The sequence below is a fragment of the Ruegeria sp. YTSA135 genome, assembly GCF_059610165.1.
This window is the reverse complement of sequence record NZ_JBXWNC010000001.1, coordinates 229,207-254,579: the sequence shown is the minus strand read 5'-3', so window position 1 is coordinate 254,579 and position 25,373 is coordinate 229,207. Positions and strand designations below refer to the sequence as shown.

27 protein-coding genes and 1 tRNA gene are annotated in these 25,373 nt (G+C 58.1%); 14 read left to right on the top strand and 14 right to left on the bottom strand.

Annotated features, from left to right (window positions below):
* Positions 1 to 53 precede the first annotated feature (53 nt).
* On the top strand, positions 54 to 1,205 hold the full coding sequence (locus AC2FIT_RS01245) for an FAD-dependent oxidoreductase (RefSeq protein WP_496825881.1): 1,152 nt from the start codon (positions 54 to 56) through the stop codon (positions 1,203 to 1,205).
* A gap of 4 nt (positions 1,206 to 1,209) precedes the next feature.
* Here the strand turns inward: AC2FIT_RS01245 and xth are convergent, their stop codons facing one another.
* Together xth and AC2FIT_RS01235 are read right to left on the bottom strand one after the other, a co-directional pair.
* On the bottom strand, positions 1,210 to 1,989 hold the full coding sequence (gene xth / locus AC2FIT_RS01240) for an exodeoxyribonuclease III (protein ID WP_496825879.1): 780 nt from the start codon (positions 1,987 to 1,989) through the stop codon (positions 1,210 to 1,212).
* A 282-nt stretch (positions 1,990 to 2,271) separates the two neighbouring features.
* Positions 2,272 to 2,595 carry a HesB/IscA family protein gene (locus AC2FIT_RS01235; protein ID WP_496825877.1) on the bottom strand — a complete coding sequence of 108 codons (324 nt, stop codon included), beginning with the start codon at positions 2,593 to 2,595 and terminating at the stop codon, positions 2,272 to 2,274.
* A 76-nt stretch (positions 2,596 to 2,671) separates the two neighbouring features.
* Here AC2FIT_RS01235 and AC2FIT_RS01230 point away from each other — a divergent pair, with 76 nt between their 5' ends.
* The 7 genes from AC2FIT_RS01230 to AC2FIT_RS01200 all read left to right on the top strand — a co-directional run bounded on the left by AC2FIT_RS01230 (position 2,672) and on the right by AC2FIT_RS01200 (position 9,578).
* Positions 2,672 to 3,814 carry a deoxyguanosinetriphosphate triphosphohydrolase gene (locus AC2FIT_RS01230; RefSeq protein ID WP_496825875.1) on the top strand — a complete coding sequence of 381 codons (1,143 nt, stop codon included), beginning with the start codon at positions 2,672 to 2,674 and terminating at the stop codon, positions 3,812 to 3,814.
* A 139-nt stretch (positions 3,815 to 3,953) separates the two neighbouring features.
* Positions 3,954 to 5,699, top strand: coding sequence for an arginine--tRNA ligase (argS, locus tag AC2FIT_RS01225; protein WP_496825873.1), 1,746 nt, complete (start codon positions 3,954 to 3,956; stop codon positions 5,697 to 5,699).
* An 88-nt stretch (positions 5,700 to 5,787) separates the two neighbouring features.
* Positions 5,788 to 6,852: an SPOR domain-containing protein gene (locus tag AC2FIT_RS01220; RefSeq protein ID WP_496825871.1), complete on the top strand. Its 1,065-nt coding sequence runs from the start codon at positions 5,788 to 5,790 to the stop codon at positions 6,850 to 6,852.
* Positions 6,849 to 7,856: a beta-N-acetylhexosaminidase gene (nagZ, locus tag AC2FIT_RS01215; protein WP_496826484.1), complete on the top strand. Its 1,008-nt coding sequence runs from the start codon at positions 6,849 to 6,851 to the stop codon at positions 7,854 to 7,856. The genes AC2FIT_RS01220 and nagZ overlap by 4 nt, the downstream gene beginning before the upstream one ends.
* The gene (locus AC2FIT_RS01210) at positions 7,846 to 8,640 is read left to right on the top strand and encodes a segregation and condensation protein A (RefSeq protein WP_496825869.1); all 795 of its coding nucleotides are present in this window, start codon (positions 7,846 to 7,848) and stop codon (positions 8,638 to 8,640) included. The genes nagZ and AC2FIT_RS01210 overlap by 11 nt, the downstream gene beginning before the upstream one ends.
* Complete coding sequence (scpB, locus tag AC2FIT_RS01205) at positions 8,633 to 9,289, top strand: SMC-Scp complex subunit ScpB (RefSeq protein ID WP_496825867.1); 657 nt, start codon at positions 8,633 to 8,635, stop codon at positions 9,287 to 9,289. Before AC2FIT_RS01210 ends, scpB begins: the two co-directional genes overlap by 8 nt.
* A 64-nt stretch (positions 9,290 to 9,353) precedes the next feature.
* Positions 9,354 to 9,578: a hypothetical protein gene (locus AC2FIT_RS01200; RefSeq protein ID WP_496825865.1), complete on the top strand. Its 225-nt coding sequence runs from the start codon at positions 9,354 to 9,356 to the stop codon at positions 9,576 to 9,578.
* Here the strand turns inward: AC2FIT_RS01200 and AC2FIT_RS01195 are convergent, their stop codons facing one another.
* From AC2FIT_RS01195 to AC2FIT_RS01160, 8 genes are all read right to left on the bottom strand, one after another.
* Complete coding sequence (locus tag AC2FIT_RS01195; RefSeq protein WP_496825863.1) at positions 9,579 to 10,655, bottom strand: 2'-deoxycytidine 5'-triphosphate deaminase; 1,077 nt, start codon at positions 10,653 to 10,655, stop codon at positions 9,579 to 9,581.
* Positions 10,656 to 10,716: 61 nt separating this feature from the next.
* Positions 10,717 to 10,793 (bottom strand) — tRNA-Pro (locus AC2FIT_RS01190).
* 62 nt (positions 10,794 to 10,855) lie between these two features.
* Entirely contained in the window at positions 10,856 to 11,476 is a 621-nt protein-coding gene (locus AC2FIT_RS01185; protein ID WP_496825861.1) for a MerR family transcriptional regulator, read from the bottom strand.
* An 18-nt stretch (positions 11,477 to 11,494) separates the two neighbouring features.
* Positions 11,495 to 11,797: an integration host factor subunit alpha gene (gene ihfA / locus AC2FIT_RS01180; protein WP_008755922.1), complete on the bottom strand. Its 303-nt coding sequence runs from the start codon at positions 11,795 to 11,797 to the stop codon at positions 11,495 to 11,497.
* Positions 11,798 to 11,893: 96 nt separating this feature from the next.
* Positions 11,894 to 12,865: a beta-ketoacyl-ACP synthase III gene (locus AC2FIT_RS01175; RefSeq protein ID WP_496825859.1), complete on the bottom strand. Its 972-nt coding sequence runs from the start codon at positions 12,863 to 12,865 to the stop codon at positions 11,894 to 11,896.
* Between the two features lie 21 nt (positions 12,866 to 12,886).
* Positions 12,887 to 13,975, bottom strand: coding sequence for a phosphate acyltransferase PlsX (gene plsX, locus AC2FIT_RS01170; RefSeq protein ID WP_496825857.1), 1,089 nt, complete (start codon positions 13,973 to 13,975; stop codon positions 12,887 to 12,889).
* 23 nt (positions 13,976 to 13,998) lie between these two features.
* Positions 13,999 to 14,205, bottom strand: a complete 207-nt coding sequence (gene rpmF, locus AC2FIT_RS01165; protein ID WP_068331762.1) for a 50S ribosomal protein L32 — start codon at positions 14,203 to 14,205, stop codon at positions 13,999 to 14,001.
* A gap of 207 nt (positions 14,206 to 14,412) precedes the next feature.
* On the bottom strand, positions 14,413 to 14,949 hold the full coding sequence (locus AC2FIT_RS01160; protein ID WP_496825855.1) for a YceD family protein: 537 nt from the start codon (positions 14,947 to 14,949) through the stop codon (positions 14,413 to 14,415).
* An 84-nt stretch (positions 14,950 to 15,033) separates the two neighbouring features.
* Between AC2FIT_RS01160 and AC2FIT_RS01155 the strand changes: the two genes are divergently transcribed.
* The 3 genes from AC2FIT_RS01155 (at position 15,034) to AC2FIT_RS01145 (ending at position 18,191) form a co-directional block, all read left to right on the top strand.
* Entirely contained in the window at positions 15,034 to 15,513 is a 480-nt protein-coding gene (locus AC2FIT_RS01155) for an outer membrane protein assembly factor BamE (RefSeq protein ID WP_496825853.1), read from the top strand.
* A gap of 93 nt (positions 15,514 to 15,606) precedes the next feature.
* Entirely contained in the window at positions 15,607 to 16,341 is a 735-nt protein-coding gene (locus AC2FIT_RS01150) for a GNAT family N-acetyltransferase (RefSeq protein WP_496825851.1), read from the top strand.
* Positions 16,342 to 16,382: 41 nt separating this feature from the next.
* Entirely contained in the window at positions 16,383 to 18,191 is a 1,809-nt protein-coding gene (locus AC2FIT_RS01145; protein WP_496825849.1) for an ABC-F family ATP-binding cassette domain-containing protein, read from the top strand.
* On the opposite strand, the gene AC2FIT_RS01140 is transcribed toward AC2FIT_RS01145, so the two are convergent.
* Positions 18,188 to 18,739, bottom strand: coding sequence for a sugar O-acetyltransferase (locus tag AC2FIT_RS01140; protein WP_496825847.1), 552 nt, complete (start codon positions 18,737 to 18,739; stop codon positions 18,188 to 18,190). The two genes, AC2FIT_RS01145 and AC2FIT_RS01140, sit on opposite strands and share 4 nt — an antisense overlap.
* A gap of 9 nt (positions 18,740 to 18,748) precedes the next feature.
* A complete protein-coding gene (locus AC2FIT_RS01135) occupies positions 18,749 to 19,504 on the bottom strand; it encodes a 3-hydroxyacyl-CoA dehydrogenase (RefSeq protein WP_496825846.1) in 756 nt (251 codons plus the stop codon).
* 597 nt (positions 19,505 to 20,101) lie between these two features.
* Between AC2FIT_RS01135 and AC2FIT_RS01130 the strand changes: the two genes are divergently transcribed.
* Complete coding sequence (locus AC2FIT_RS01130) at positions 20,102 to 20,332, top strand: hypothetical protein (protein ID WP_496825844.1); 231 nt, start codon at positions 20,102 to 20,104, stop codon at positions 20,330 to 20,332.
* A 1-nt stretch (position 20,333) separates the two neighbouring features.
* Here the strand turns inward: AC2FIT_RS01130 and tyrS are convergent, their stop codons facing one another.
* On the bottom strand, positions 20,334 to 21,587 hold the full coding sequence (tyrS, locus tag AC2FIT_RS01125; RefSeq protein ID WP_496825842.1) for a tyrosine--tRNA ligase: 1,254 nt from the start codon (positions 21,585 to 21,587) through the stop codon (positions 20,334 to 20,336).
* Positions 21,588 to 21,837: 250 nt separating this feature from the next.
* On the opposite strand from tyrS, the gene AC2FIT_RS01120 reads away from it, so the two are divergent.
* Positions 21,838 to 22,971, top strand: a complete 1,134-nt coding sequence (locus AC2FIT_RS01120) for an anhydro-N-acetylmuramic acid kinase (protein WP_496825840.1) — start codon at positions 21,838 to 21,840, stop codon at positions 22,969 to 22,971.
* 41 nt (positions 22,972 to 23,012) lie between these two features.
* On the opposite strand, the gene AC2FIT_RS01115 is transcribed toward AC2FIT_RS01120, so the two are convergent.
* Entirely contained in the window at positions 23,013 to 23,432 is a 420-nt protein-coding gene (locus AC2FIT_RS01115; RefSeq protein WP_496826482.1) for a cupin domain-containing protein, read from the bottom strand.
* Positions 23,433 to 23,518: 86 nt separating this feature from the next.
* Here AC2FIT_RS01115 and AC2FIT_RS01110 point away from each other — a divergent pair, with 86 nt between their 5' ends.
* Positions 23,519 to 24,937: a protein adenylyltransferase SelO gene (locus tag AC2FIT_RS01110; RefSeq protein WP_496825838.1), complete on the top strand. Its 1,419-nt coding sequence runs from the start codon at positions 23,519 to 23,521 to the stop codon at positions 24,935 to 24,937.
* Positions 24,938 to 25,373: the final 436 nt, after the last annotated feature.

Below are 25,373 nucleotides of genomic sequence, written 5' to 3'. Positions count from 1 at the left end.
AAACACGAACGCCAGGGCCTGTTGCTCTGGCGTTTTTGCGTTAAATCCACACTATGAAACTTAAAGGCTTAAAGTTTAACGTCATTGGTGGTGGAATAGGGGGGCTGGCGTCGGCTTTGGCGCTGCAGCAACGCGGGGCGCAGGTCACGGTGCTGGAACAAGCCCCGGCCTTGAGCGAAGTCGGGGCGGGGTTACAGATAAGCGCCAATGGGTTTGCGGTTCTGCGCGCGCTAGGTGTCGTGGAAGACGTGCCGGAAGATGCGCAGATTTCCCATGGGACGATCATACGGGATTATCGCGAGTGTCGCGTCATCAGCCGCATCCCTGCGCCCGACGCTGGACCGACCTACTACTATCACCGTGCGGACCTTCTTGACCTGCTGCATCGGGCGGCAACAGAGGCTGGCGTAGAAATTCGCCTTGGTGCGCGTGTGGTGCAGGTTCACGAGCATCCGACCGAAGCCGAATTGGTTTTAGACACGGGCGAGTCTCTGCGCTGTGACTGCGCGATTGCGGCTGACGGGGGCCGCAGCGCCATACGCCCTATCCTGAACGGAGCGGAGACACCGCAGTTTACCAATCAAGTCGCATGGCGCGCGGTTATTCCTTGGGCGATCAGCGAACTGATGCCGTGCGCCTCGCTAACGATGGGGCCGGGACGTCATGTGGTGACCTATCCTCTGCGCGATCAACAGTTGATGAACGTGGTCGCGATCGAAGAACGTTCGGACTGGCAAGAGGAAGGCTGGCGTCTGCAGGGTGACCCCGACGAACTGCGCGCGCGTTTTGCAGATTTCGGAGGGAGCGTGCGAGATATCCTGTCGGATGTGACCGAGACACACCTCTGGGCTTTGTTTCTGCGTCCCGTGGCGAAAAACTGGCAGAACGGGCAGTTGGCCCTGCTTGGCGATGCCGCGCATCCAACGCTGCCCTTCATGGCGCAAGGGGCTTGTCTGGCACTCGAGGACGCCTGGGTGCTGGCGCAATCCTTTGAAGAGCAATCCGGAGCAGCACAGGCGCTGGCCGCTTATGAATCCCGCCGTCTTACAAGAACAAAAAAGGTGGTTGCCACCGCAGGGTCAAACGCGCGGAATTTTCACCTGCGCGGTCCAATGCGTCTGGCGGCACAATTGGCGCTGAAGGCCATCGGCCCCCGGCTTTCCAAGAGATACGAGTGGATCTACGCCTACGACGCGACGGCCTGACGCCTTAAACGTCAAGATCGACCCAGACCGGAACGTGATCCGACGGTTTCTCGTGTCCGCGCACTGCGGCATCAATCTGGCAATCGCGCATTAGGTCTGCGGCTTGCGGTGTCAGCAAAAAGTGATCAATCCGGATACCGTCATTCTTGTTCCAGGCACCTGCCTGATAATCCCAGAATGAGTAGTGGCCAAGACCCTGAACGCGTGCCCGGAATGCTTCGGTAAACCCAAGGTTCAGGATTTTACGAAAAGCCGCGCGGCTTTCAAGGCGAAACAAGGCATCCTCGCGCCAGGCGTCTGGGCGGGCGGCGTCTTCAGCTTGTGGAATGATGTTATAGTCACCGGCCATCAGCGCCAGCTCTTCGCTGGTCAGAAGATCAGCTGCGCGATGATAAAGCCGCTCCATCCAAGCTAGTTTATAGTCGTATTTCGGGCCCGGTACGGGGTTACCATTGGGTAGGTACAACCCGCAAATGCGCAAGGCGCTTTTGCCAATTACCGTGGCTTCGATCCAGCGCGCCTGCTCGTCCTCGTTATCTCCGGGCAGCCCGCGCGTCACATCCTCGAGCGGCAGCTTCGACAGGATCGCAACGCCGTTAAAGCTTTTCTGGCCGTGGGTTTCGACATTGTACCCGCGTTCCTCGAACATCTCACGCGGGAAGTTCTCATCAACCGATTTGATTTCCTGCAATAAAACGACATCGGGCTGCGCCTCGTCCAGCCACCGCGGCAGAGTCTCGGCCCGCGCTTTGATGCCGTTAATGTTGAACGTGGCGATTTTCATGCGCGATCCTCCGAAGCCTTATGGCAACCTATCGCGCAGAACCGCCCTAACGGCAAGTCGAAGAGAGGGTTTGCGAGGCTCTGCCTCGCGCTCCGGGATATTTTTGGCCAAATGAAGTAACGGATCCTTAACTGTTTTGAGCAATAAAAGTTCTGCGGTACAGGCGGGGACGCCGATGACCGCGCCAGGTGAAGCTCTCCGGCGAAAGGGTCGGAGAGCGGACCCCTGCTTCATCTGGCTGGAAATATCCTGGGGGTGTGGGGGCAAAGCCCCCGCTGGCGATTACATAGAAAAGGACGTGCCGCAGCCACAGGAAGAGGTCGCATTCGGATTTTCAATGACAAACCGTGCACCAATCAGTTCCTGGGTAAAGTCAATAACGGCATTTTCAAGAAATGGCAGGGAAACCGAGTCGACAATGACCTTTTGCCCTTTGCCTTCTAATACAAGGTCGTCCTCCTTCGGTTTGTCCAGCGCGATTTCGTACTGAAAACCGGAGCAACCGCCGCCTTCAACTGCGATCCGCAGGGCCTGACCCTGATCCGCGGCGCCAATTTCGGCTAACCGTTCAAAAGCGCGTTCTGTGACTGTTGGGGGCAGATTCATGCCGGACTCCAAAGGTTTATTTCTCGACCACGCTACAATATATGAAACCTTAGGACAGGCGACAAGGATAAGACCTTTGGAAAGAGCGGGATTTGCCTCGGACCCGGGCCGCGCGAAGGGGCGGCTTGTGCCCGAGGAAGAAAGCAGTTTCCGATCATGTTTCCAGCGTGACAGGGACCGGATCATTCATGCCAGCGCGTTTCGGAGGCTCAAACACAAGACGCAGGTTTTTGTTGAGCATGAAGGGGACAGTTACCGAACCCGTCTGACCCATTCCATTGAGGTCGCCCAGGTGGCCCGCACGATTGCCGGTGCTTTGGGTCTCAACCCCGAGCTGACTGAAGCTGTCGCTTTGGCACATGATCTTGGACACACGCCTTTCGGTCATACCGGAGAAGATGCGCTGCACGCGCTGATGGAGCCCTATGGAGGATTTGACCACAACGCTCAGGCCATTCGTATCGTTACCAAGCTGGAACGCCATTACGCCGAGTTCGATGGCTGTAACCTGACGTGGGAGTGCTTGGAGGGAATTGCCAAGCATAACGGCCCTGTAGTCGGTGCGCTGCCTTGGGCTTTGGCCGAATGTAACAGCAGCTTTGATCTGGAACTGCACACGCATGCTAGCGCCGAGGCGCAGGTGGCGGCGCTGTCTGATGACATTGCTTACAATAACCACGATCTGCTGGATGGGTTGCGCGCCAATCTGTTCACCGATGAAGAAATCCGGGAATTGCCCATCGTGGGTGATTGTTACGCCGAAGTAGACCGAAAATACCCCGGGCTTGACCCATACCGCCGCAGGCACGAGGCGTTGCGTCGTGTTTTTGGTGTCATGGTTTCAGACGTGATTGACACGTCGCACAGCCTTATCGCCACATCAGGCGCGCAACGTGTCGAGGATATTCGGCACCTGAGCTATCCCGTGATTCAGTTCTCAGTCGGCCTGTGGTCGCAGCTTAAAGAGATCCGGACGTTTTTGTTTTCGCGCATGTATCGCGCCCCCAGTGTGATGAAAGTTAGGGCCGAGGTCAGCAAAGTTGTTGAGGAGCTCTTTCCGATCTACCTTGCTGATCCCAAACAGATGCCAACACGGTGGCACGGTGATATCGAGGCTGCCCAAGATGAAACTGCGTTGGCCCGGATTGTGTCGGACTATATTGCAGGAATGACTGACCGCTTTGCCCTTCAGGACCACAAAAAGTTGACGGGCCGCTAGCTGTCCGAGCGCACCTAGACGTGCCTGCACACGACCTGCCTTGCTGTTGTTGACTGGTTATCGGGTCGGAAACTGACTGCTTCCATTGACCTTGCTGCATCGCGTGTTAAACCGCCCGACAAGCAAAAGGACATCCGAAATGAACCTGTTTTCCGAGATCCGCGGCCTTGTGCTGGACGCGCTGGCGCAGATGCAGTCCGAAGGTACATTGCCTGAGGGGCTGAATTTTGACAACGTGGCGGTCGAACCGCCGCGCGACGCGGCGCATGGCGACATGGCGACGAACGCAGCAATGGTGCTGGCAAAACCCGCCAAGATGAAGCCGCGCGACATTGCTGATGTGCTGGCCGGGAAGCTGGCAGCGGATGACCGGATCATCAGTGCCGAGGTGGCCGGGCCGGGGTTCCTGAACCTGCGACTTGCACCGACGGTGTGGCAGGGCGTTCTGGCGGCAGTGTTGGAAAAGGGCACCGACTATGGCCGCTCGACCATGGGCCATGGGCAGAAGGTCAACGTGGAATATGTTTCGGCCAACCCAACCGGACCGCTGCATGTGGGTCACACGCGGGGGGCGGTGTTCGGGGACGCGCTAGCGAGCTTGCTGGCGTATTCCGGCCATGACGTGACGCGTGAATACTACATCAATGACGGTGGCGCGCAGGTGGATGTCCTGGCGCGCTCGGCTTATGAACGCTACCGTGAGGCGAACGGTCTAAGCCCTGAGATTGCCGAAGGGCTCTATCCCGGCGACTATCTGATCCCGATTGGTGAAGCCCTGAAAGAGAAATACGGCGACAGCCTGATCGACAAACCGGAAAGCGAGTGGTTGGAAGAGCTGCGCAACTTTGCCACCGACGCGATGATGGATCTGATCCGCGATGACCTGAAGGCGCTGGGCGTTGAGATGGATGTGTTCTTCTCAGAAAAATCGCTCTACGGCACTGGCAAGATCGAAGCCGCGCTGAAATCGCTATCCGACAAAGGCCTGATCTACGAAGGCGTTCTGGAGCCGCCCAAGGGCAAAAAGCCCGAAGATTGGGAACCGCGCGAGCAGACGCTGTTCAAATCCACTGAACATGGCGACGACGTAGATCGCCCGGTCAAGAAGTCGGATGGCAGCTGGACCTATTTCGCCCCAGATATCGCTTATCACTATGACAAGGTCACCCGTGGTTTTGACGCGCTGATCGACGTATTCGGTGCAGACCATGGTGGCTATGTCAAACGGATGAAAGCAGCCGTGTCAGCGTTGTCGGACGGCAAGGTGCCGCTGGATATCAAGCTGACCCAGCTGGTGAAGTTGTGGAAGAATGGCGAGCCTTTCAAGATGTCCAAGCGGGCAGGGAACTTTGTCACCCTGCGCGACGTGGTGGATCAGGTCGGCCCGGATGTGACGCGCTTTGTCATGCTGACCCGCAAGAACGACGCGTCGCTTGACTTCGATTTTGACAAGGTGCTTGAGCAGAGCCGTGAAAATCCCGTGTTTTATGTTCAATACGCGCATGCCCGCGTCATGAGCGTGCTGCGCCGTGCTGCCGAAGCCGGTATCGCCGCCGATGACGCCACCCTTGCCAGCGCGGACCTGAGCAAGAATGACCACGCCTCTGAACTGACGGTTGCCAAGAAGCTTGCAGAATGGCCGCGTCTGGTCGAAATCGCGGCGCGCACAAACGAGCCGCATCGCGTTGCATTTTACCTGTACGAGCTTGCAGGCGATTTCCACGCGCTGTGGAACAAGGGCAACGATGAAACCCAACTGCGCTTCATTCAAGATGGCGATGTTGCCACAAGCCAGTCGAAAATCGCATTGGCCCGGGCTGTTTCTGTTGTGATTTCAGCAGGCTTGGGTATTCTTGGTGTCACTCCGGCGCAGGAGATGCGGTAACAAACTCCGCCCGACGCGCCGGTTTGAGGTAGGCAAGAAATGACCCGCGCGCCTTATTTTCCGGCGCGAAACGGGCGGTGAGGCGGACATGGCACGTTACGATTACGCGGGGCAGGCGCGCCCCGAGCATATGCATTATACGAATCAACCGTATCCGCAGGATGGGTATGAGTACCCCGAGGATTTGCCGGACTATGATGAGGCACCGCGTGTTGCGGGGCTGGGTCGTATCCTGAATGCTATGGGAGCGGTTGCATCGCTTGCGTTGGTCGCCGGGATCGGTGTCTGGGGCTACAAGCTTGTCATGCGGGACGTCAGCGGCGTGCCGGTGGTGCGAGCCATCGAAGGACCGATGCGAATTCAGCCTGAAAACCCGGGCGGAACGCCTGCGGATCACCAAGGGCTTGCTGTGAATACTGTGGCTGCAGTCGGGACTGCAGCGCCTCCGGCGGATAGGTTGATCCTTGCGCCCCGCCCGGTTTCTTTGGCGGATGAGGATATTCCGGTTGAACCCTTGAGTGCCACTCCGGCCGTGCATGTCGTGCAGGAAGAGATTTCCGATCAGGAAGCTGCGCGGTTGCGCCAAGGCAACGTGGATGCTCTGGTCGCTGAACTGGCAGGCGAGGCGGCAAAAATCGACAACACGACCGAAGATGGAGTGCAGCTTGCAGCACTGGTAACACCCGAAGAAGAGCCCGCAATTGATCCCGCCGATTTGGCGGCGCTTCTGCCCGATCCAGAACTGGCAGCCCTGCCGGGTGTTCGCCGGTCGCTGCGGCCGATTACCCGCCCGGCGCGTTCCAGACCGAGTGGGTTTTCGACCAGCAAGAGCACTGAGGATGCGATCAACGCTGCCGTAAAGGCGGCGGTGGGTCTGGATGTGGACCCAAACACGTTGACCAAGGGCACAAGAATGGCCCAGCTGGGGGCGTATGAAAGCCCTGATGTTGCATCGGCTGAATGGGGTAGATTGAATGGTCGATTTGGAGAATATATGGTTGGCAAGCAGAGGGTTATCCAGAAGACTTCACGTGGCGGGCGGACATTTTACCGCCTGCGCGTTGTCGGTTTTGACGACCTGAGCGACTCGCGCCAGTTCTGTGCGGCGCTTGAGGCGCAGGGCGCTGATTGTATTCCGGTCGCCGCTCGGTGACGTTCGGCGCGGCGATCAGCGATGCGGAAGGTTTTCGCCTGACGCCCGAAGAAAAAAGCCTGTTTCGTGAAATGAACCCCTTTGGGTTCATTCTGTTCGCCCGAAACATTGATACCGCGGATCAGGTGCGTGCTCTCTGCGATGACTTCCGCAACGCTGTTGGCCGCAACTGCCTTATCACGATCGATCAGGAGGGCGGCCGGGTTCAACGCTTGCGCGCCCCGTTGGCACGGGACTGGAAGCCACCGCTTGATCACGTCCAGCGTGCCGGGGATCATGCCGAACGGGCCATGTATCTACGCTATCGCCTGATTGCCCACGAACTTTTTGCGCTTGGAATTGACAGCAACTGCGCCCCGATGGTCGATCTGGCGCGCCAGGACACCCACGCGTTCCTGAAAAACCGATGCTATGGCTCTGATCCGTTAGTGGTTTCCAGAATCGGAAGCGCAGTCGCACAAGGGCATCTGGACGGGGGTGTTTTGCCAGTCCTCAAGCATATGCCTGGGCATGGCTTTTCGACCTTGGACAGCCACCACGATCTGCCGCATGTGAGCCTGACGCAAGAAGCGCTGGAACAAGCGGATTTTGCGCCGTTTCGCGCCCTCAACGCCTTGCCGATGGGGATGACCGCGCATTTGGTCTATGACGCTATCGACCCGCAACCAGCCACGATTTCATCCGCCATGATCAGCTTGATCCGCAACAAGATCGGTTTTGATGGGTTGATCATGACGGACGATATCTCGATGAAAGCCCTCAGCGGCGCGCCCGAGGATATTGCGCGCAAGGCGCTGAGCGCCGGGTGCGACGTCGTATTGCATTGCAACGGATCGTTCGCCGCCCGCCAAAAGGTTCTGATTGCGGCCGGAGAAATGACTGCACAGGCACAGAAACGCGCAGAAAGGGCGCTGGCTATGCGTCAAAAGCCTGTGGAACTTGACATCCAAGCTGCCGAAGCGGAACTATCTGCCCTAATGGGCGGGCAGGTGTATGAACGATAACCTTTTCAGCGAAGACCCGGTCTCGGTCGCGGATCGCCTTGCGGCCGAAGCGCTGATCGTTGATGTCGACGGGTTCGAAGGCCCGTTGGACGTATTGCTCACCTTGTCCCGCACACAAAAAGTCGACCTGCGGAAAATCTCGGTCTTGGCACTGGCGCATCAATATCTTGCCTTTGTGGAGAAAGCGCGTGCGCTGCGCATCGAACTGGCCGCAGATTATCTGGTGATGGCGGCTTGGCTGGCCTTTCTGAAGTCTCGCCTGCTGTTGCCCCCTGATCCCGATGACGATGGACCATCTGGTGAAGAGCTGGCCGCGCATCTGGCGTTTCAGCTTGAACGCCTTCAGGCCATGCGTGACGCCGCCGCGCGTCTGATGGCGCGGGACCAACTGGGGCGCGATTTCTTCAAACGCGGGCAGGGTGAGGATGTCACTCGCATCCGCACGGTGACGTATTCGGCCACTTTGCTGGACCTCATGCAGGGATATGCGCGTATTCGAACACGTGACGAATTCCGCCCCTTTGTCATGGATCGCGATGCGGTGTTTACCATGGAACAGGCGCTGGAACGGATGCGCCCTTTGATCGGGTTTGCAGGTACGTGGACGGATATGGAGACTTATCTGCCTCAAGGCTGGGATGCTGACCCAGTGCGTCGCAGGTCAGCCACCGCGGCGACGTTCGCGGCCTCGCTGGAATTGGTGAAAGAAGGACATATGGAGATCAAGCAGGCCGAAACCTTTGCCCCAATCCAACTGCGCAAGAGGACTGACAACCGTGACTGAAGCCCCCGAAGACGAAGGCACCGGCACCCTGTTCGAAGCGCCCCCAATGGCAGAGCAGGAACGCATGGTCGAAGCCGTGTTGTTCGCCAGCGCCGAACCGGTGACGATCGCCGATCTTGAGGCCCGTATGCCGCATGGTAGCGACGCAGCGCAAGCCGTTGAAATGCTTCAGAAACGCTATGAGGGTCGCGGTGTTCGGGTTACCCGTGTTGGCGAAGCCTGGGCCATTCGAACGGCCCCGGATTTGGGTTTTCTGATGCAAAAAGAAACGGTTGAGACCCGCAAGTTGAGCCGTGCCGCGATCGAGACGCTGGCCATCGTGGCATACCACCAACCCTGCACCCGGGCCGAGATCGAGGAAATACGCGGCGTTTCGGTTTCGCGCGGGACCATCGATCAATTGCTTGAGATGGAGTGGATCAGGCTGGGTCGCCGCCGCATGACGCCGGGCCGACCGGTGACGTTTGTGGTGACGCCGCAGTTCCTTGACCATTTCGGGCTTGAAAACGCCCGCGACCTGCCTGGGCTCAAAGAACTGCGTGCAGCGGGGTTGCTGGAAAACCGCCCACCGCCCGGCACTATTCCCTTAGGCGAGGGAGGGGAAAACGAAGAAGACGAAGATCAGACGGAGCTGTTCGAGGAAGAGTGATCAGCGGGGCCTTTTGTTGCCACACTGATCGCTTATGTTAGGGTTCAGGAAATGGAGTTGAACTATGAACGCCAATCGGATCATTGACATGATCGTCCGTCAGGTCATGCGTCGCCTCATCAACAAAGGCGTCGACAAGGGCTTTGACGTGGCAAGCCGAATGGGTGGCGGGTCGGAGCAAGGCGCCGATGCACCCAAGCGCGGCAACACCACAGGACCACGCCCGTCACAACAACTGGGACAGGCACAGAAAGTAACGCGTCAGATGCGTCGGTTTATGAAATTCTGATCAGTCAACTTTGAAGTGTTTGGAAAGCTTCAAGCCTTGACCTTGATAGTTTGACGCGATGCCCGAGCCATAAAGCTGCGTGGGCATCTCGGCCATTTTTTCGTAGACCAGTCGACCAACGACCTGACCGTGTTCCAGAACAAACGGTGCTTCGTGGCAGCGTACTTCCAGCACACCGCGTGATCCCGCACCACCTGCTGCGGCGTGGCCAAAGCCGGGGTCGAAGAAACCGGCATAATGCACCCGAAACTCACCAACCATGGCAAGATAGGGGGCCATCTCTGCGGCATACATGGGCGGGATGTGCACCGCCTCACGACTGACCAGTATATAGAATGCGCCGGGGTCCAGAATGATGCGGCCATCCGTTGTCCGCACCTCTTCCCAGTATTCCTGCGGATCGTACTCTCCGATCCGGTCAAGATCGATCACGCCTGTATGTGGCTTGGCACGATAGCCGACGAGATCAGTGTCGGGCAGTTGCAGGTCGACCGAAAAGCCCAGCCCGTCCTGAATCACCGCCGGCCCGTCAACTAATGGCGAGTCACGGTGCAACGCGGTCAGTTCTGCGTCGCTCAGCACGGCCTGCCCTTGGCGGAACCGAATCTGGTTCAGCCGCATTCCCGGCCGGACCAGCACCGAGAAGGAACGGGGGCAGATTTCGGCGTACAAAGGGCCAGCATAGCCCGCAGGCACGCGGTCGAACTCTGTTCCGCCATCGGTGATTGCACGGGTTAACAGGTCCAGCCGCCCGGTCGAGCTTTTGGCGTTGGCGACTGCAGTTACGCTTTTGGGCAGCGCCAGCGACTCCATCAAAGGCACCAGATAGACGCACCCTTTTTCAAGAACCGCCCCGTTCGAGATATCGATTCGGTGCATCTCAAACTCGGCCAGCCGATCTACGACCGAGCGTCCTTCGCCTGCCAGAAACGACGCACGGATCCGGTAAGCGACTGTTCCCAAACGCAAATCAAGGCTCGCGGGTTGAACTTGTGCAGAGATCACCTCGGGGGTGGCGGTGATCTCACCACGCGCGATCATCGCTTCGATCTGCTGGTTCGGGCATACACCTGTCATTCCGATCCCCCCTGATGCCAGAGCGGGATCTGGCCTGTCTGCCATAAACGTCGGTGTGATTTGGTCGGGCTAGCAGGACTCGAACCTGCGACCTTCCGTCCCCCAGACGGACGCGCTACCAGGCTGCGCCATAGCCCGACGTTGAGGTGTTCATAAAGACTTTCCCGGCAGGGGCAAGAGGAAATCATCGCCTTTTTTTCTTATCCCGCCGTTCGGTTTTCCATACGCTCCAGAATGGCGCGCAGGTCCTTTGCCATAGGAGCAATCTGCTTCAAAAGCTGGTCATCGAAATCCATTCGGGTCCAAGCTTGCGTTGCAATACCGCGCTTCTGAGGTGCCTTATCCTGACCGTCCGGTCTGGTGGGCTCGGGTCTTGTCTCAGGTTCGGGCGATGCAGCTTTTGCCCGCGCTGCGGGTGCAACTGTTCCAATGGCGGGTTCACTCTCGCCCAAGTCCATTTTGACCTGTTCGCCCGTCTGTACAGGTTTCGAAGTGAACGGTACAACAACATTTTCGTCTGCTGCGGTGTCCGCCTCTCCCACGTCGTCCAAGCTTGGGGAAAGTGCGGCGACATATGCCACACCCTTTTCGCGCAAGATACGTTGCACACCTTTGATGGTGATCCCATCCTCATGCAGCAATTTCTTGATGCCACCCAGAAGACGCATATCGTTAGGCCGGTAATAGCGCCGCCCGCCGGCGCGCTTGACCGGTTTGACCTGACTGAAACGGCTTTCCCAGAATCGCAATACATGAGCCTGAACGTCCAGCCAGACCGCAACCTCACTGATGGTGCGAAACGCGTCGGGGGACTTGCTCATGACCGTGCCGCCCCGATCTTACTTTCGATTCCCTGCGGCGACGCGATCCTTCATCAGGTGCGACGGTCGAAAGGTCAGAACGCGGCGCGGTTGAATCGGAACTTCTTCACCGGTTTTGGGATTGCGGCCGATGCGGGCGGTCTTGTCCCGAACGCTGAACGTGCCGAAAGACGAGATTTTCACTTGTTCACCACGCACCAGTGCGTCGGACATATGATTCAAAACGCTTTCAACGAGTTGCGCGCTTTCGTTGCGTGACAGGCCAACCTCACGAAAGACAGCCTCGCTCAGATCCATTCGGGTCAGTGTTTTATCGCCCATACCTTTTCCCCTGTTGCTTACCGAGAATATGGCGAGGGGAAATTCGCTGTCAATATCAATGAATTGCGCGCCTGTGTGTAAGCTGATTTGCGCCGGTTACCAGCGCAGAACCACCGCGCCCCAGGCCAAGCCGCCGCCAATGGCCTCGGTCACGACAAGATCGCCTTGTTTGATCTGGCCACGCTGTTTGCCCACGGACAGGGCAAGCGGGATAGACGCAGCCGATGTATTACCGTGATCTTGCACGGTGACGACCACGTTATCCATCGACAGACCCATTTTCTTGGCAGTGCCCTGAATAATCCGGATATTGGCCTGATGGGGCACGATCCAGTCAACATCAGCACTGCTGAGGCCAGCGGAATCCAAGGCGGTTTCAGCCGTTTTTGCAAGTTTTTCAACGGCATGGCGGAAGACCTGATTGCCTTGCATACGCAAATGACCTGTCGACTGGGTGGACACGCCGCCATCGACATAAAGCAGATCCTTGTATCGTCCGTCCGAGTTAAGGTCGATCGCAAGAATGCCCCGATCCTGTGCGGTTCCTTCGCCCTCTTGCAGTTCCAACACCAAGGCGCCCGCACCATCGCCAAACAGCACGCAGGTCGACCGGTCTGTCCAGTCCATGATTCGTGAAAAGGTTTCGGCCCCTATGACAAGCACGCGCTTGGCCTGTCCTGACAAGATCAGGGCGTTGGCATTGCTGAGCGCAAAGACAAATCCGGCGCATACCGCCTGAACATCAAAAGCGAACCCTTTGGTCATGCCCAACTGCGCCTGAACCATGGTGGCAGCAGAGGGAAAGGTCAGGTCGGCTGTCGAAGTGGCCAGAACAATCGCATCGATATCGTCAGCGGTCAGACCAGCATCGTCCAACGCGGCTTTGGCTGCTTTTGCGGCCAGATCCGACGTCTTTTCATCATCTGCGGCAAAATGCCGACGTTCGATCCCCGAGCGGGTTCTGATCCACTCATCCGTTGTATCAAGCGTCTTTTCAAACTCGGAATTCGGAACGATGCGCTCTGGCAAATAATGTCCGACACCTACGACAACTGAACGGCCTGCCATTCGGGGGTACTGCCTTTTTTGTTATTCGCCGGCCTTTGACGGCGTGTGGGCGGCATCTTGTGCAAGCTCGGCTGTCGATGCAACCCGTGCCGCCAATTTTTCGGCGAAACCAGACTGTGCCAGGGTATAGGCCAGTTTGACTGCTGCCGAGACTCCGGTGGCATCAGCGCCACCATGTGATTTTACCACTGTTCCATTGAGGCCCAGGAAGACCCCACCATTCACGCGGCGCGGATCAATGCGCTTTTTTAGACGATTGAGTGACGTGATGGCCAGCACCGAGGCCAGACGGGATAGTGGAGAGTACTTAAAAGCCTGGCGCAGGAGCTCGCCGATCAGGCTTGCCGTACCTTCACCGGTCTTGATTGCGACGTTGCCCGTAAATCCATCGGTTACAACGACATCTGCTTTGTCACCGGGAATATCGCTGCCCTCGACAAAGCCCACGAAGTCAAAATTTGCTTGCTCAGCAAACTCTGCGATCAAGGCGTGCGCCTCTTTCAGTTCAGCGCGGCCTTTGTGTTCTTCGGTACCCACATTCAGCAGGCCGATCCGAGGGCGTTCAAGTGCCATCCCGTTTCGAGCGTAAGACGCACCCATCAGCGCATATTGCAGCAGATCTTTGGCGTCGGCACGCACATCCGCGCCTACGTCCAGCATAACGTTGAACCCCTGCGGGTTGCGGGATGGCCACAGAATCGCAATTGCCGGGCGGTTCACACCCGGTAATTTACGCAGCCGTATCATCGACAGGGCCATCAACGCGCCCGTGTTGCCGCAGGAAACGGCGCCGTGCGCCTCTTTCTGTCGCACAGACTCGAGCGCCGACCACATCGACGTCTGCTTGCTACTGCGGACCACCTGACTGGGCTTGTCTTCCATCGTGACCACATCGGGGCAATCACGAAAAACGACGCGACCCTCAAGGACACGCCGTTTTGCGACAAGTTTGCGCAACGTCTGCTCAGGCCCGTGCAGGATGAACGCGATGTCGGGGTTTTTATTCGCCGATTTGGTAATGCCCGCAACCACGGTTGCGGGCCCCGAATCTCCGCCCATAGCGTCAACCGAGATGGTAATCCGTCCGGCGTGCGAGGGCTGTTCAGTCATGCCTTGCCTGCTGTTTTAAAGGCTTAGGCCGCGTCTTCGTCCAGATCGATTTCGTCGGCCTGTGCGACGACTTCGCGGTCATCGTAGTGGCCGCAGGCTGCACAAACATGGTGCGGGCGCTTCAGCTCGCCACAGTTCGGGCATTCGTTCGGGTTTGCAGCAACCAGAGCGTCGTGTGCGCGGCGATTGTTGCGACGCGACTTGGAAACTTTGTTCTGTTGGACGGCCATGGTCTCAACCTTTGTATAACTATGGGCCAACAGATTCGCTGAGGGCCGGGTTTCATTCTTCGTTTTTTTCGTGGTTCGACGCGCGTTTAGGACACAAGCCCCACGTTGTCCAACCCAAATTCTGTTGAGCGCGCGAAAATACTGCGATTCTCGTCATGTTCAAGCGATTTTTCTGAGGGCTTGCTATGACAGGAAAACCAGCCTGTGTCACTCGTCTTTTTTCAGCGCGTCACGCAAACCAGCCAGACCTGCAAACGGTTTGACATCTTCGTCCGTCATCGCCTGCTTGCCGGGCTCGGTAAAGTCAGCCTGACCTAGTTCAGCACCGTCTTTGCGCGGATATTGGGGCAGGGCCAGCGACAATGCCTCGACCATGACAAGTGTTGGGTCGATCTCGGTTTCAAGCTGTTCGGTGTCGTCGCCTTCGGGAATTTCAAACTCAGCTTCCGTGGGATCGACCCAATTAGCCACAAAGATTCGGGTCACCGGGATGTCGATCCGGGTTGTCACCGGTTCAAGTGTGACGACGCAAGGCTGAATCACCGTGGCACCCAGTTTGCCGTTCAGGGCCCAGTCCCGCTTGCCTTGTACCCTCACATCACCTACGAAACTGAGCTTGCGTAGACCAAGCAGGCCAAGATCGTCTTTAATAGTCTCTAGTGCCTTGGCGTCAGGGCGCAAGTCAAACGGTGTTGGTGCGTTTTGGGGCAGGTCGGCCACCCGCAGAGATGTCTGGTTGCTCATTCGTGACCCTTTCCTGTGTTGAACCGGGGCTGCGGTTTCTGTAATCGGATAGGGTCCGTACGGGGCCAAGGCAAGAGGGTGTAAATGTTGAAGCTTGTGAACAGGTTGAAACCGGCGTCGAAAACGCTTGTCTTTGTGGCCTGTCTGGCGGCGGCCAGTGCGTGTACGCCCGTGTTCAAGAATCATGGATATATCCCGCCCCCCGAGGACCTGGCCGAGATCACGGTGGGCGTGGACACCCGCGAAAGTGTGGCCGAAGCGGTTGGTGCCCCAAGCTCATCAGGTGTGGTTCGGGATTCGGGCTATTACTACGTGCGGTCCCGTGTTCGGCACTACGGCCCGAAAAAGCCCGAGGTGGTCTCGCGCGAGCTGGTGGCGATCAGCTTTGATGACAGCGGAGTTGTTCGGAACATCGAACGGTTCGGGCTTGAAGACGGTATCGTTGTCCAATTGGACCGCCGCGTGACCGAATCCACAATTCAGGGGCAGGGTTTCATTCGTCAGTTGCTGGGTAACATCGGCAACTTCAACCCGGCCAACATTCCGGGTGCATCGCAGGAGTAACAGCCACATCTCGCGATAGTCATACGACAGTCATGCAGTCTGTGGTAAGGACGCGGCAAGAGGAAACCGGTCAGCAACCGTGGAGGTGCGACCATGGCATTATTGCTCTGGAAAGGGCGGTACCGCGCCCTTCTTGCGCAGTCGCAACACGATCTGGCGTTGGCGCAGCGGCTTCGGACGTTGGCCTTCGGTACGGAACAGACTGACGAGGATCAGTTCGATCCGATCTGCGCTCATATCCTCGTTGAAGATATGCGGGAGGGCGGGCAGATAGTCTGCTGCTTCCGCATGTTGACCATGGAAGATGGGTCCGAGATTGGCCAAAGCTATTCGGCGCAATTCTATGACCTGTCTGCTCTGGAAGGGTTCCAAGGCCGGATGGTCGAAATGGGGCGGTTCTGCATCCATCCTGACTGGACCGACCCGGACATCCTGCGCGTCGCTTGGGGGGCGATGACCGCCTATGTCGATCAAAACGGGGTTGAGATGCTGTTTGGCTGTTCCTCTTTCGCAGGGACCGAGACCAAAGAGTATCTGGACGCCTTCGCCATGCTGAAACATCGCCATCTTGCGCCAAAACGCTGGTTGCCGCGGGTGAAGGCCCCAGATGTCTTTCGGTTCGCCGCGCGTCTGCGCCGCAGACCGGACGTAAAAAAGGCGATGCTGCGGATGCCGCCTTTGCTACGCACCTATTTGATGATGGGCGGTTGGGTCAGCGATCACGCGGTGGTAGATCGCCACATGAACACGCTGCATGTCTTCACCGGGCTTGAGATTGACGCGATTCCCCCGGCGCGGAAACGTCTGCTGCGGGCTGTGGTCGGGTAATCGCCGTTGACGCTTTGGCCTTACCGGTTTAGCTGGCGGGCATGGCGAGAATTCCTTTGTTGCAGATGTCCGGTATTTCCCTGACTTTCGGGGGTGATCCGGTGTTTTCCGAACTTGATTTGGTGGTTCAGCCTGGTGATCGCGTAGCACTGGTTGGGCGGAACGGTTCGGGAAAATCCACCCTGATGAAAGTCATGGCCGGGTTGGTTGAGGCTGACCACGGTGACATCGTGGTGCCGCCTGGAAAATCCGTCGGATACATGGAGCAGGATCCGGGCATGGAGGGGTTCGCCACGCTGGGTGATTATGCCTCCAGCGGGTTAGAGCCGGGCGAATTGTATAAGGTTGAGCGCGCCGGAGAAGGGTTGAAGTTCGATCCCGCACGCGCGGTTGAAACTGCCTCGGGTGGTGAGCGTCGGCGGGCGGCGCTGGCCAAGCTGATGGCCGAAGCGCCCGATCTGATGTTGTTGGACGAACCAACCAACCATCTGGACATCGAAGCCATCACATGGCTCGAACGCGAGTTGGGATCGACCCGGGCGGCTTTTGTGTTGATCTCGCACGACCGCGCATTCCTGCGTGCCCTGACTCGCGCAACCTTGTGGATCGACCGTGGAATGGTGCGGCGGCAGGAACAGGGATTCGAAGCGTTCGAAGCATGGCGTGACAAGGTCTGGGAAGAAGAGGACCAGCAGCGCCACAAGCTGAATCGCCTAATCAAGTCTGAGGCCAAATGGGCCGTCGAGGGCATCAGCGCGCGGCGAAAACGCAACCAGGGTCGGGTGCGCGCCTTACAAGCCCTTCGCGCCGAAAAGGCGGCTCAGATCAAGCGTCAGGGTGCGGCTGCTATGGCGCTGGAGGCGGGGCCAAAATCCGGTAGAAAAGTGATCGAAGCCAAGGGCGTGTCGAAGTCTTTTGGCGAAACGCAGATTGTACGGAGCCTGGACCTGTTGGTGCAACGCAGCGACCGGGTGGCCTTTGTCGGGCCAAACGGAGTGGGCAAGACGACGCTCCTGAAAATACTGTTGGGTCAGGAACAGCCGGATGAGGGCTCCGTAACCCTGGGCACCAACCTCGAGATCGCCGTGTTCGACCAAACCCGCGCGCAACTGGACCCGGAAATGACCCTTTGGGACAGTCTGACCGGTGACCCGGAAATGCGGGTATCTGGCAAGGCTGACCAGGTCATGGTCGGAGGTCAACCTAAGCACGTGGTCGGTTACCTCAAGGAGTTTTTGTTCGATGAAGCGCAGGCAAGGGCGGCTGTTAAGTCTTTGTCAGGTGGTGAGAAAGCGCGTTTACTTCTGGCGAAGCTGATGGCGAAACCTTCGAACCTGCTGGTGCTGGACGAACCAACCAATGATCTGGATGTCGAAACACTGGATCTGCTGCAAGAACTGCTGGACGATTATGACGGCACTGTTCTGCTGGTCAGTCACGACCGGGATTTTCTGGATCGGGTCGCCACAACGACAATAGCTATGGAAGGCAATGGCCGTGCAACCGTTTACGCGGGCGGCTGGTCCGACTACATCGCCCAACGGGGTGATGTTGTCGAGAAGAAGACTGAAAAAACAAAGTCTTCCGCTCCGAAGGTGAAGTCGGAAAGCCAGCCGAAATCAGGCTTGTCATTCTCGGAAAAACACCGGCTTGAAAAACTGCCCGCCGAGATTGCCCGGCTTGAGGCCGAGATCGGCAAGCTGGAAGAGCTCATGTCTGATCCCGAACTCTTTACTCGCGAGCCGGTCAAGTTCCAAAAAGCCACCGAAGCTTTGGTCGAGCGGCAAGAGAAACTGGCCGCGGCTGAGGATGAGTGGCTAACGCTCGAAGAAAAGGCCGAGGGTGCCTAGGGGCGCCGAAGCGGTCGGGCGGGATTACCCACAACTGTATCTCCGGCGGCAACGTCTTTGGTTACGATGCTACCCGCGCCGATCGTCGCATTATCGCCAATAGTTATGCCGGGCATCAGAATAGCCCCACCGCCGACCCAGACGTTTCGGCCAATCGTTACGGGCAGCCCGATTTCCAGCCCTTGCGCGCGCTCATCGGCGTCTTTGGCATGTTGGGCGCAATAGATTTGAACATGTGGGCCGAACATCGAGTCATCTCCGACCCGCACGGGTGCAGTATCCAGAATCACGCAACCCGCATTGAAGAACACCCGCGCGCCAAGGTGTATGTTGATCCCGTACGCGCAGTGAAACGGAGCTTCGAAAAAGCAATCCGATCCAACGCTTGCGAACAGCGCCAGTAACTCCGGGGCCATCGCTCCCCGCGCATCCGGGGCGCAGGTGTTGTGGGCGTGTACTGCGCGTCGGGCATGGGCGCGCAAGTCGTCAAGCTCGGGGTCCAGACAGCAATACCATTGCCCGGCCTGCATCTTTTCTCTTTCGGTCATGAGGCAGCCCTATCGCATGCGCAGTGCGCCGTCGATACGGATAACTTCACCGTTCAGATACCCCATCTCGACGATGAAACCGGCCAGCTTGCCGTATTCACGCGGATCACCCAGTCGCGCAGGGTTGGGAACATCGGCGGCCAGTTGTTGTTGTACCTCTTCGGGCAGCCCGGCAAGCATGGGGGTCATGAATATGCCCGGTGCGATGGCCATAACCCGGATACCGGTCGAGGCCAGATCGCGCGCCATGGGCAGTGTCATTCCTACGACACCGCCTTTCGAGGCCGCATAAGCCGCCTGACCCTTTTGCCCATCAAAAGCCGCGATTGAAGCGGTATTGATGATCACGCCACGCGCGCCGTCCGGTTCGGGTTCGTTCTTTGCCATTTCGGCCGCAGCCAGGCGCGAGACGTTGAAGGTTCCGACCAGGTTGATGTCAATGGTGCGTTGGAAGGCGTCTAAAGGGTGGGGGCCGTCCTTACCAACGGTCTTGATCCCAAACGCGACCCCCGCGCAGTTCACCGTGGCCGTGATTCGCCCCATTTTGTCCATCGCCTGCGCAATGGCCGCGGCAACCGATCCTTCGTCAGTTACGTCTGTTTGCACGAAATAGCCGCCAATTTCGGATGCAACCCTTTCGCCCCGCTCGGAATCGCGGTCAAGAATCGTAACTTGCGCGCCCTGTTCAGCAAAATACCGGGCGGTAGCTTCGCCAAGCCCCGAAGCGCCACCAGTGATGACCGCGGATGTGGAAGACAATTGCATGGCGGATCCTTTCCTTCGGGATATGAACGTATGTTCATTTAATGCAAGGGTTCGGGTTCTGTCCACGGTTTTGATGCTTCGGAGGCAGTTTTCAAAGCGTTTCTCAAGGCAATCTCAGGCAATCTTTAACCGCGCTTAATACGCGAGTCTCACATCGATATCGAATGCAATGAGGCGTGGCACGAACGCCAAGCAAGGAGACAAGCAATATGTTCAGGAGTTCAAGGGTCAGCGTTCCCGCGCTGATAGCAGCACCTTTTCTGACCGTGACGGCAGCAGGCAGCGTCGCAGCGGCACCAGAGGTCTGCAATTGGAAAACTGCGCGGGATGCTGCAAACCGATGTGATTACAGGACGTTATGCGAGTGTCAGCAGGTTACGCCCAGCTTCTTGGAGCGCCTACGATCGCGGTCGGATTTTGCAACAACACTACAAAACACGTCTGCGCAATGCCCTGGGTTAGCAGCTTTGTTAACGGACTTGCCTACCGCATCAATCACTGCGTCAGGTAATTTAGGCGAGTCCCGCGGAGGTGAAGAGTTTGCATCGTCGGGCGTGGACTACGGAGGCGACTCTGACGGAGGAAGTGGCCCCGGTAATGGAGGAGGAAGCGGTCCGGGTGAGGGTGGCGGAGGCGACCCCGGTGATGGCGGTGGTTCCGGCAACGGCAACGGCGGCAATAACGGCGGCGGTGGTGGCAACCACGGCAACGGCAATGGTGGAAACAACGGCGGCGGTAAAGGCGGCAAGCGATAATCGCGCCCTTGCTTACGTCCAACAAAAACGGCCACCCAATCAGGTGGCCGTTTTTTTCTTATTTGACGTTTAGTTTAGCCCAACTGAACCAGAGCGTGCCGCTTTTTCCCAGCGCTCAGCTTGATCGGGGAGGACAGCGCGCCAGCGTCAATCATAAGTCCCGCATCAGTCAGTGGTGCGTCATCCAGCTTGGCGCCGTTTTCGGCAATCAGACGCTTGGCCTCTTTGCCCGATTTTGCCAGCCCTGATTTAACGATGATCTGCACGATGGACATGCCAGCACCCAGTTCATCCGCGCTGAGGGTCAGCGTGGGAAGATCCCCGCCCACACCACCTTTTTCAAATACCTCGCGTGCGGTGGCCTCGGCGGTCTCAGCAGCCTGGGCTCCGTGTGCCAGAGTTGTCACTTCATTGGCAAGGCGAATCTTGGCCTCGTTGATCTCGGACCCTTGCAGCGCACCCAGACGGTCACACTCATCCACGGGCAGTTCGGTGTATAGCTTCAGGAACCTTCCCACATCCGCATCGGTGGTATTGCGCCAGAACTGCCAGAACTCGTAGGGGGAGCGCATGTCGGCGTTCAGCCAGACCGCGCCATCCTGAGATTTGCCCATCTTCTTGCCGTCGCTAGTCGTCAGCAGTGGCGAGGTCAGACCGTAGATTTCATGGTCCAGCACGCGTCGGGTCAGGTCGATTCCGTTGATGATATTGCCCCACTGGTCACTACCGCCCATCTGCAGAACGCAGCCATACCGGCGGTTCAATTCCAGAAAGTCATAGGCCTGCAGGATCATGTAGTTGAATTCAAGGAAACTCAGCGATTGCTCACGGTCCAGCCGCGATTTCACGGACTCGAACGAAAGCATCCGGTTGACCGAGAAATGCCGCCCGATATCCCTAAGGAAATCAAGGTAGTTCAGGCCGTCGAGCCACTCGGCATTGTTCAGCATCAGCGCTTTGTTTTCGGCGTCGCTGTCATAGTCGATATAGGCCGCGAACACCTTCTTGATGCCTGCGATGTTTTCGTCGATCTGTTCCGGGCCCAACAGGGGGCGTTCATCCGCACGAAAAGACGGGTCGCCCACCTTGGTGGTACCGCCCCCCATCAGGGTGATCGGCTGGTGGCCGGTTTTCTGGAACCAGCGCAGCATCATGATCTGAATCAGGCTGCCCACATGCAACGACTTGGCTGTTGCGTCAAAGCCGATATAGGCCGGTTTGCACCCACTGATCAGCGCTTCGTCAAGGCCCTGATAATCGGTGCAGTCGGCGAGAAAGCCGCGCTCGATCATCGTGGCGATGAAATCCGATTTGGGGTGGTAGGTCATATCGTGCCCTTTGGGTTTATGTTGCGGGGCACTGTATAGGCGGCGTGTCAGGCAAGGAAAAGGCACCTTTTCCACGAAAACGTGGGCTGGTGACCGCGATCGTTACCCGTTCCACGATTTCGTTCCGAGTTTTTGTGGTTTCCGGCGCGCATGCAATTCCAAATTACTCGGTTTGCGTTCGATGTCACTTGCCTTACCGGTCGTTTGACGGGCAGGTTGTGCGTCACATAACAAGAAAAACGAGGTGAGTGTGAACCGGGCCATCAGGAAACATGGGCCGATCAGGGCCTTAGGGGCGATGTCGGGTACATCGCTGGATGGTGTGGACGCCGCGGTTGTTGAAACTGACGGGCACCAGATTTTCGGGTTCGGTCCAAGCGGGTATCGCGCCTACTCCAAAGTCGAACGAGCTGATCTGCGCGCCGCACTGGGCCATTGGCACGGGCCGATGGTGGATAAGGCGGCTGAGTTGGTGACGATTGCTCATGCCGAAGCGCTCTCGGAATTCGATGCGGTTGACCTGATCGGATTCCACGGACAGACCCTGGCGCACGAGCCGCGGGGGCGGGGTACCCTGCAGGTGGGCGATGGCAAAGGGCTGGCGCAGGCGCTGGGCGTGCCGGTTGTATGGGATTTCCGAAGTGATGATATCGCGATGGGTGGTGAGGGTGCGCCTCTGGCGCCTTTCTTTCACTTCGCTTGCGCCAAATGGATCGGCGCGACTCAGCCGCTGTGTTTCCTGAATTTGGGCGGCGTGGGGAACCTTACCTATGTAGACCCCAGCTTTGACGCGCCAGAGAGGCCCGGAGCCTTGTTGGCATTTGACACCGGTCCAGCCAACGCTCCGGTGGATGACCTCATGCAAGCGCGTTTCGGCCTGCCGATGGATCGCGATGGAGCAATGGCCAAAGGCGGCACGGTTGAGACCGGCGCGCTCGAATTATTTCTGGCTGAGGCGTATTTTAACCGAATGCCGCCCAAGTCTCTGGACCGAAACGATTTTGCCGAGATGATCAAGCTGGTGAAGGAACTGGACGATGCCGATGCCGTAGCCACGTTGACCGCCATGTGTGCGGCAGGCGTGGCGCAGGGGATGGAGCATTGCCCGAAACCGCCTGCGCGCGTCTTGGTAACCGGGGGTGGCCGGCACAACCCGGTGCTGATGGAAATGCTGCGTGTCTCACTTGACTGTCCGGTCGAACCGGTCGAGGCGGTGGGTCTGGACGGTGACATGCTTGAGGCGCAAGCCTTTGCCTATCTGGCCGTCCGCGTTGCGCGCGGCCTGCCAACCTCGTGCCTCGGAACAACAGGGGTCAAAGCGCTTGTTGGCGGCGGGGTCGTGAGCATGGTTCCGGGGCGAAACCAGACGATTGCCAAAGCTTGAAAACCGGGATCGACGGTATTGAACGCGCAACAGATTACCTTTCAACCGCGCGGTATATCAAATCCCGGCTCGGCCAACACGAAGCCCTCAAACTCGAAACCCGGCGAAACGGTGCAACTGACCAGAGTATAGTCGCCGGTCGTGCGCGCAGACTGCCAGTGGTTCTTGGGCACGATCACTTGCGGCGCGCCTTTGGTCAGGTCAGGGGTTAGCACGTGGTCGGTTGCTGGGCCATCATCCGTAGGGCTGAGGGTTAGGGTCAGCGGCGCACCAGAGTGGAACAACCATATTTCGGTTGCGTCAACGCGGTGCCAGTGGCTGCGTTCACCTGCTTGCAAAAGAAAATAGATGCAGGTGCCTGTAGCGCGACCGGCGTTGTCGGCCCGCCAGGTTTCGCGGAACCAGCCGCCTTCGGGGTGGGGTTGGAGGCGCAGGTGGTCGATGATCTGTTGCGCGGTCATGGTGTCCTCGGGGGTGTTGGGGTTAATATGCATGCGGGTGTGCGATCCGCTATGGTATTTGGGCGTTTCGACAATATGTTTGCGGCATGACCTTGAATATCCCTTTTGACAACAGCTACGCCCGGCTGCCGAACACCTTCTTCGCCCGGCAGGCGCCGGTTCCCGTGCGCGCGCCGCGCCTTGTCGCATTCAATGAGGGCTTGGCGCAAATCCTGCGTGTAACCCCCGGCGAAGTTGAAGACATGGCCCAGACTTTTGCGGGGAATGTTGTTCCTGAAGGTGCCGAACCGATTGCGCAGCTGTATTCGGGGCATCAGTTCGGGAACTACAACCCTCAGCTTGGAGATGGACGTGCCGTGCTTCTGGGTGAGACTATTGGTACAGATGGCGTGCGCCGTGACATTCAGTTGAAGGGATCGGGCCAGACCCCGTTCAGCCGCCGGGGCGATGGTCGTGCGTGGCTGGGCCCGGTACTGCGCGAATATGTAGTGTCTGAGGCGATGCACGCGCTGGGCATTCCCACGACCCGAGCGCTGGCCGCGGTTGAAACCGGTGAGGTTGTTCTGCGCGAAGGTCCGATGCCCGGGGCGGTTCTGACACGCATCGCACAAAGTCATCTACGTGTGGGAACGTTTCAGGTTTTTGCCGGACGGGGACAGATTGACAGCCTGAAGCGGCTGACCGACTACGCCATCGCCCGACACTATCCAAACGCATCGGGGCCGATGGACCTGTTGCGCGCGGTGCGCGACGCTCAGGCTCGGCTGATTGCACTTTGGATGAGTGTGGGCTTTATCCACGGGGTGATGAACACCGACAACTTCTCAATCGCCGGAGAGACGATTGATTATGGTCCCTGCGCTTTTATGGATAGCTACCACCCCAATACGGTTTACAGCTCGATTGATCGGATGGGGCGCTATGCGTATTCCAATCAACCCGACATTGCCGTGTGGAACCTGGCGCAGCTTGCCACGGCTTTGATCCAGCAATTCGAGGACCCCGAGCGCGCCGTAGAAGAGGCGACCGAGATCGTGCATGCGATGCCCGGTCTGATACAGCAGGAATGGCTGGCCGAGTTCCGCGCCAAGATCGGCCTGTCATTGGAAGACAAAGGCGATGAGACGCTGATCGCTGACCTGCTGACCCGGATGGCGCAGAACTCGGCCGATTTCACCAATACCTTCCGGGCGTTAAGCAGTGGGAAGGCTCGCGAACAGTTCCTTGCCCCCGACGCATTCGATGACTGGGCAAAGGGATGGCGGGAACGGCTGAAGCGAGAGGAGAACCCTCAGGCGTTGATGAATGCTGCCAACCCCGCTTTTATCCCGCGCAATCACAGAGTCGAGCAGATGATCCAGGCGGCTGTTCAAGGGGACTATGCCCCGTTCCACCGGCTCAACGCTGTGCTTGCACACCCCTTTGAGGATCAGCCCGATGCGAGTGATTTAGCGCGGCCTCCGACCGAAAGGGAAGTGGTCCACGCGACATTCTGCGGGACGTAAGGATGCCGTAGGGTTGATCTGAACTCTTTCAGGCTCGGTCGGTAGAAAGATGGCATTTCATCCCGCAAAATCTTTAAAATCGCGGCACCGACGATAAGGGCGGTGCCTAACGCTTTGCACAGGAAAACCGGTCCATCCGACAGCAACGCGGCAGAGGCGAGGCGCAGCACCATGCGAGGGTCACGGCTTGCGACGTCAGGGCAGAAATCATCCGGCAAGCTTGAGGTCACAAAAGCAACACACCGGTATCCAATACAATCCCCACATCATGCCGCCGGGTATTCTTGTCGATGTTGCATAGAGCGTCGACGGGGCGACGACCAAGATTGGCCGTCTTTTTCAGCCCATTTATTGGGCAGGGTATCGGGGTTCGCCCCGCGCGACGGGACTCAGGGGGTTGCACCCGGCGTAAAGCGTGGCACTTTATCCTTAACCG

Excerpts from the sequence above, each read along its gene's own strand:
- AC2FIT_RS01160 (WP_496825855.1), bottom strand. The coding sequence starts at position 14,949 with ATGAGCAACCAGACATCTCTGCGGGTGGCCGACCTGCCCCAAAACGCA.
- rpmF (WP_068331762.1), bottom strand. The coding sequence starts at position 14,205 with ATGGCCGTCCAACAGAACAAAGTTTCCAAGTCGCGTCGCAACAATCGC.
- AC2FIT_RS01220 (WP_496825871.1), top strand. The coding sequence starts at position 5,788 with ATGGCACGTTACGATTACGCGGGGCAGGCGCGCCCCGAGCATATGCAT.
- AC2FIT_RS01210 (WP_496825869.1), top strand. The coding sequence starts at position 7,846 with ATGAACGATAACCTTTTCAGCGAAGACCCGGTCTCGGTCGCGGATCGC.
- AC2FIT_RS01130 (WP_496825844.1), top strand. The coding sequence starts at position 20,102 with ATGGAGGAGGAAGCGGTCCGGGTGAGGGTGGCGGAGGCGACCCCGGTG.
- tyrS (WP_496825842.1), bottom strand. The coding sequence starts at position 21,587 with ATGACCTACCACCCCAAATCGGATTTCATCGCCACGATGATCGAGCGC.
- AC2FIT_RS01110 (WP_496825838.1), top strand. The coding sequence starts at position 23,519 with ATGACCTTGAATATCCCTTTTGACAACAGCTACGCCCGGCTGCCGAAC.
- AC2FIT_RS01235 (WP_496825877.1), bottom strand. The coding sequence starts at position 2,595 with ATGAATCTGCCCCCAACAGTCACAGAACGCGCTTTTGAACGGTTAGCC.
- argS (WP_496825873.1), top strand. The coding sequence starts at position 3,954 with ATGAACCTGTTTTCCGAGATCCGCGGCCTTGTGCTGGACGCGCTGGCG.
- AC2FIT_RS01245 (WP_496825881.1), top strand. The coding sequence starts at position 54 with ATGAAACTTAAAGGCTTAAAGTTTAACGTCATTGGTGGTGGAATAGGG.
- xth (WP_496825879.1), bottom strand. The coding sequence starts at position 1,989 with ATGAAAATCGCCACGTTCAACATTAACGGCATCAAAGCGCGGGCCGAG.
- AC2FIT_RS01155 (WP_496825853.1), top strand. The coding sequence starts at position 15,034 with ATGTTGAAGCTTGTGAACAGGTTGAAACCGGCGTCGAAAACGCTTGTC.
- AC2FIT_RS01185 (WP_496825861.1), bottom strand. The coding sequence starts at position 11,476 with ATGAGCAAGTCCCCCGACGCGTTTCGCACCATCAGTGAGGTTGCGGTC.
- AC2FIT_RS01175 (WP_496825859.1), bottom strand. The coding sequence starts at position 12,865 with ATGGCAGGCCGTTCAGTTGTCGTAGGTGTCGGACATTATTTGCCAGAG.
- plsX (WP_496825857.1), bottom strand. The coding sequence starts at position 13,975 with ATGACTGAACAGCCCTCGCACGCCGGACGGATTACCATCTCGGTTGAC.
- AC2FIT_RS01140 (WP_496825847.1), bottom strand. The coding sequence starts at position 18,739 with ATGACCGAAAGAGAAAAGATGCAGGCCGGGCAATGGTATTGCTGTCTG.
- AC2FIT_RS01115 (WP_496826482.1), bottom strand. The coding sequence starts at position 23,432 with ATGACCGCGCAACAGATCATCGACCACCTGCGCCTCCAACCCCACCCC.
- ihfA (WP_008755922.1), bottom strand. The coding sequence starts at position 11,797 with ATGGGCGATAAAACACTGACCCGAATGGATCTGAGCGAGGCTGTCTTT.
- AC2FIT_RS01195 (WP_496825863.1), bottom strand. The coding sequence starts at position 10,655 with ATGACAGGTGTATGCCCGAACCAGCAGATCGAAGCGATGATCGCGCGT.
- AC2FIT_RS01200 (WP_496825865.1), top strand. The coding sequence starts at position 9,354 with ATGAACGCCAATCGGATCATTGACATGATCGTCCGTCAGGTCATGCGT.
- AC2FIT_RS01150 (WP_496825851.1), top strand. The coding sequence starts at position 15,607 with ATGGCATTATTGCTCTGGAAAGGGCGGTACCGCGCCCTTCTTGCGCAG.
- AC2FIT_RS01145 (WP_496825849.1), top strand. The coding sequence starts at position 16,383 with ATGGCGAGAATTCCTTTGTTGCAGATGTCCGGTATTTCCCTGACTTTC.
- AC2FIT_RS01135 (WP_496825846.1), bottom strand. The coding sequence starts at position 19,504 with ATGCAATTGTCTTCCACATCCGCGGTCATCACTGGTGGCGCTTCGGGG.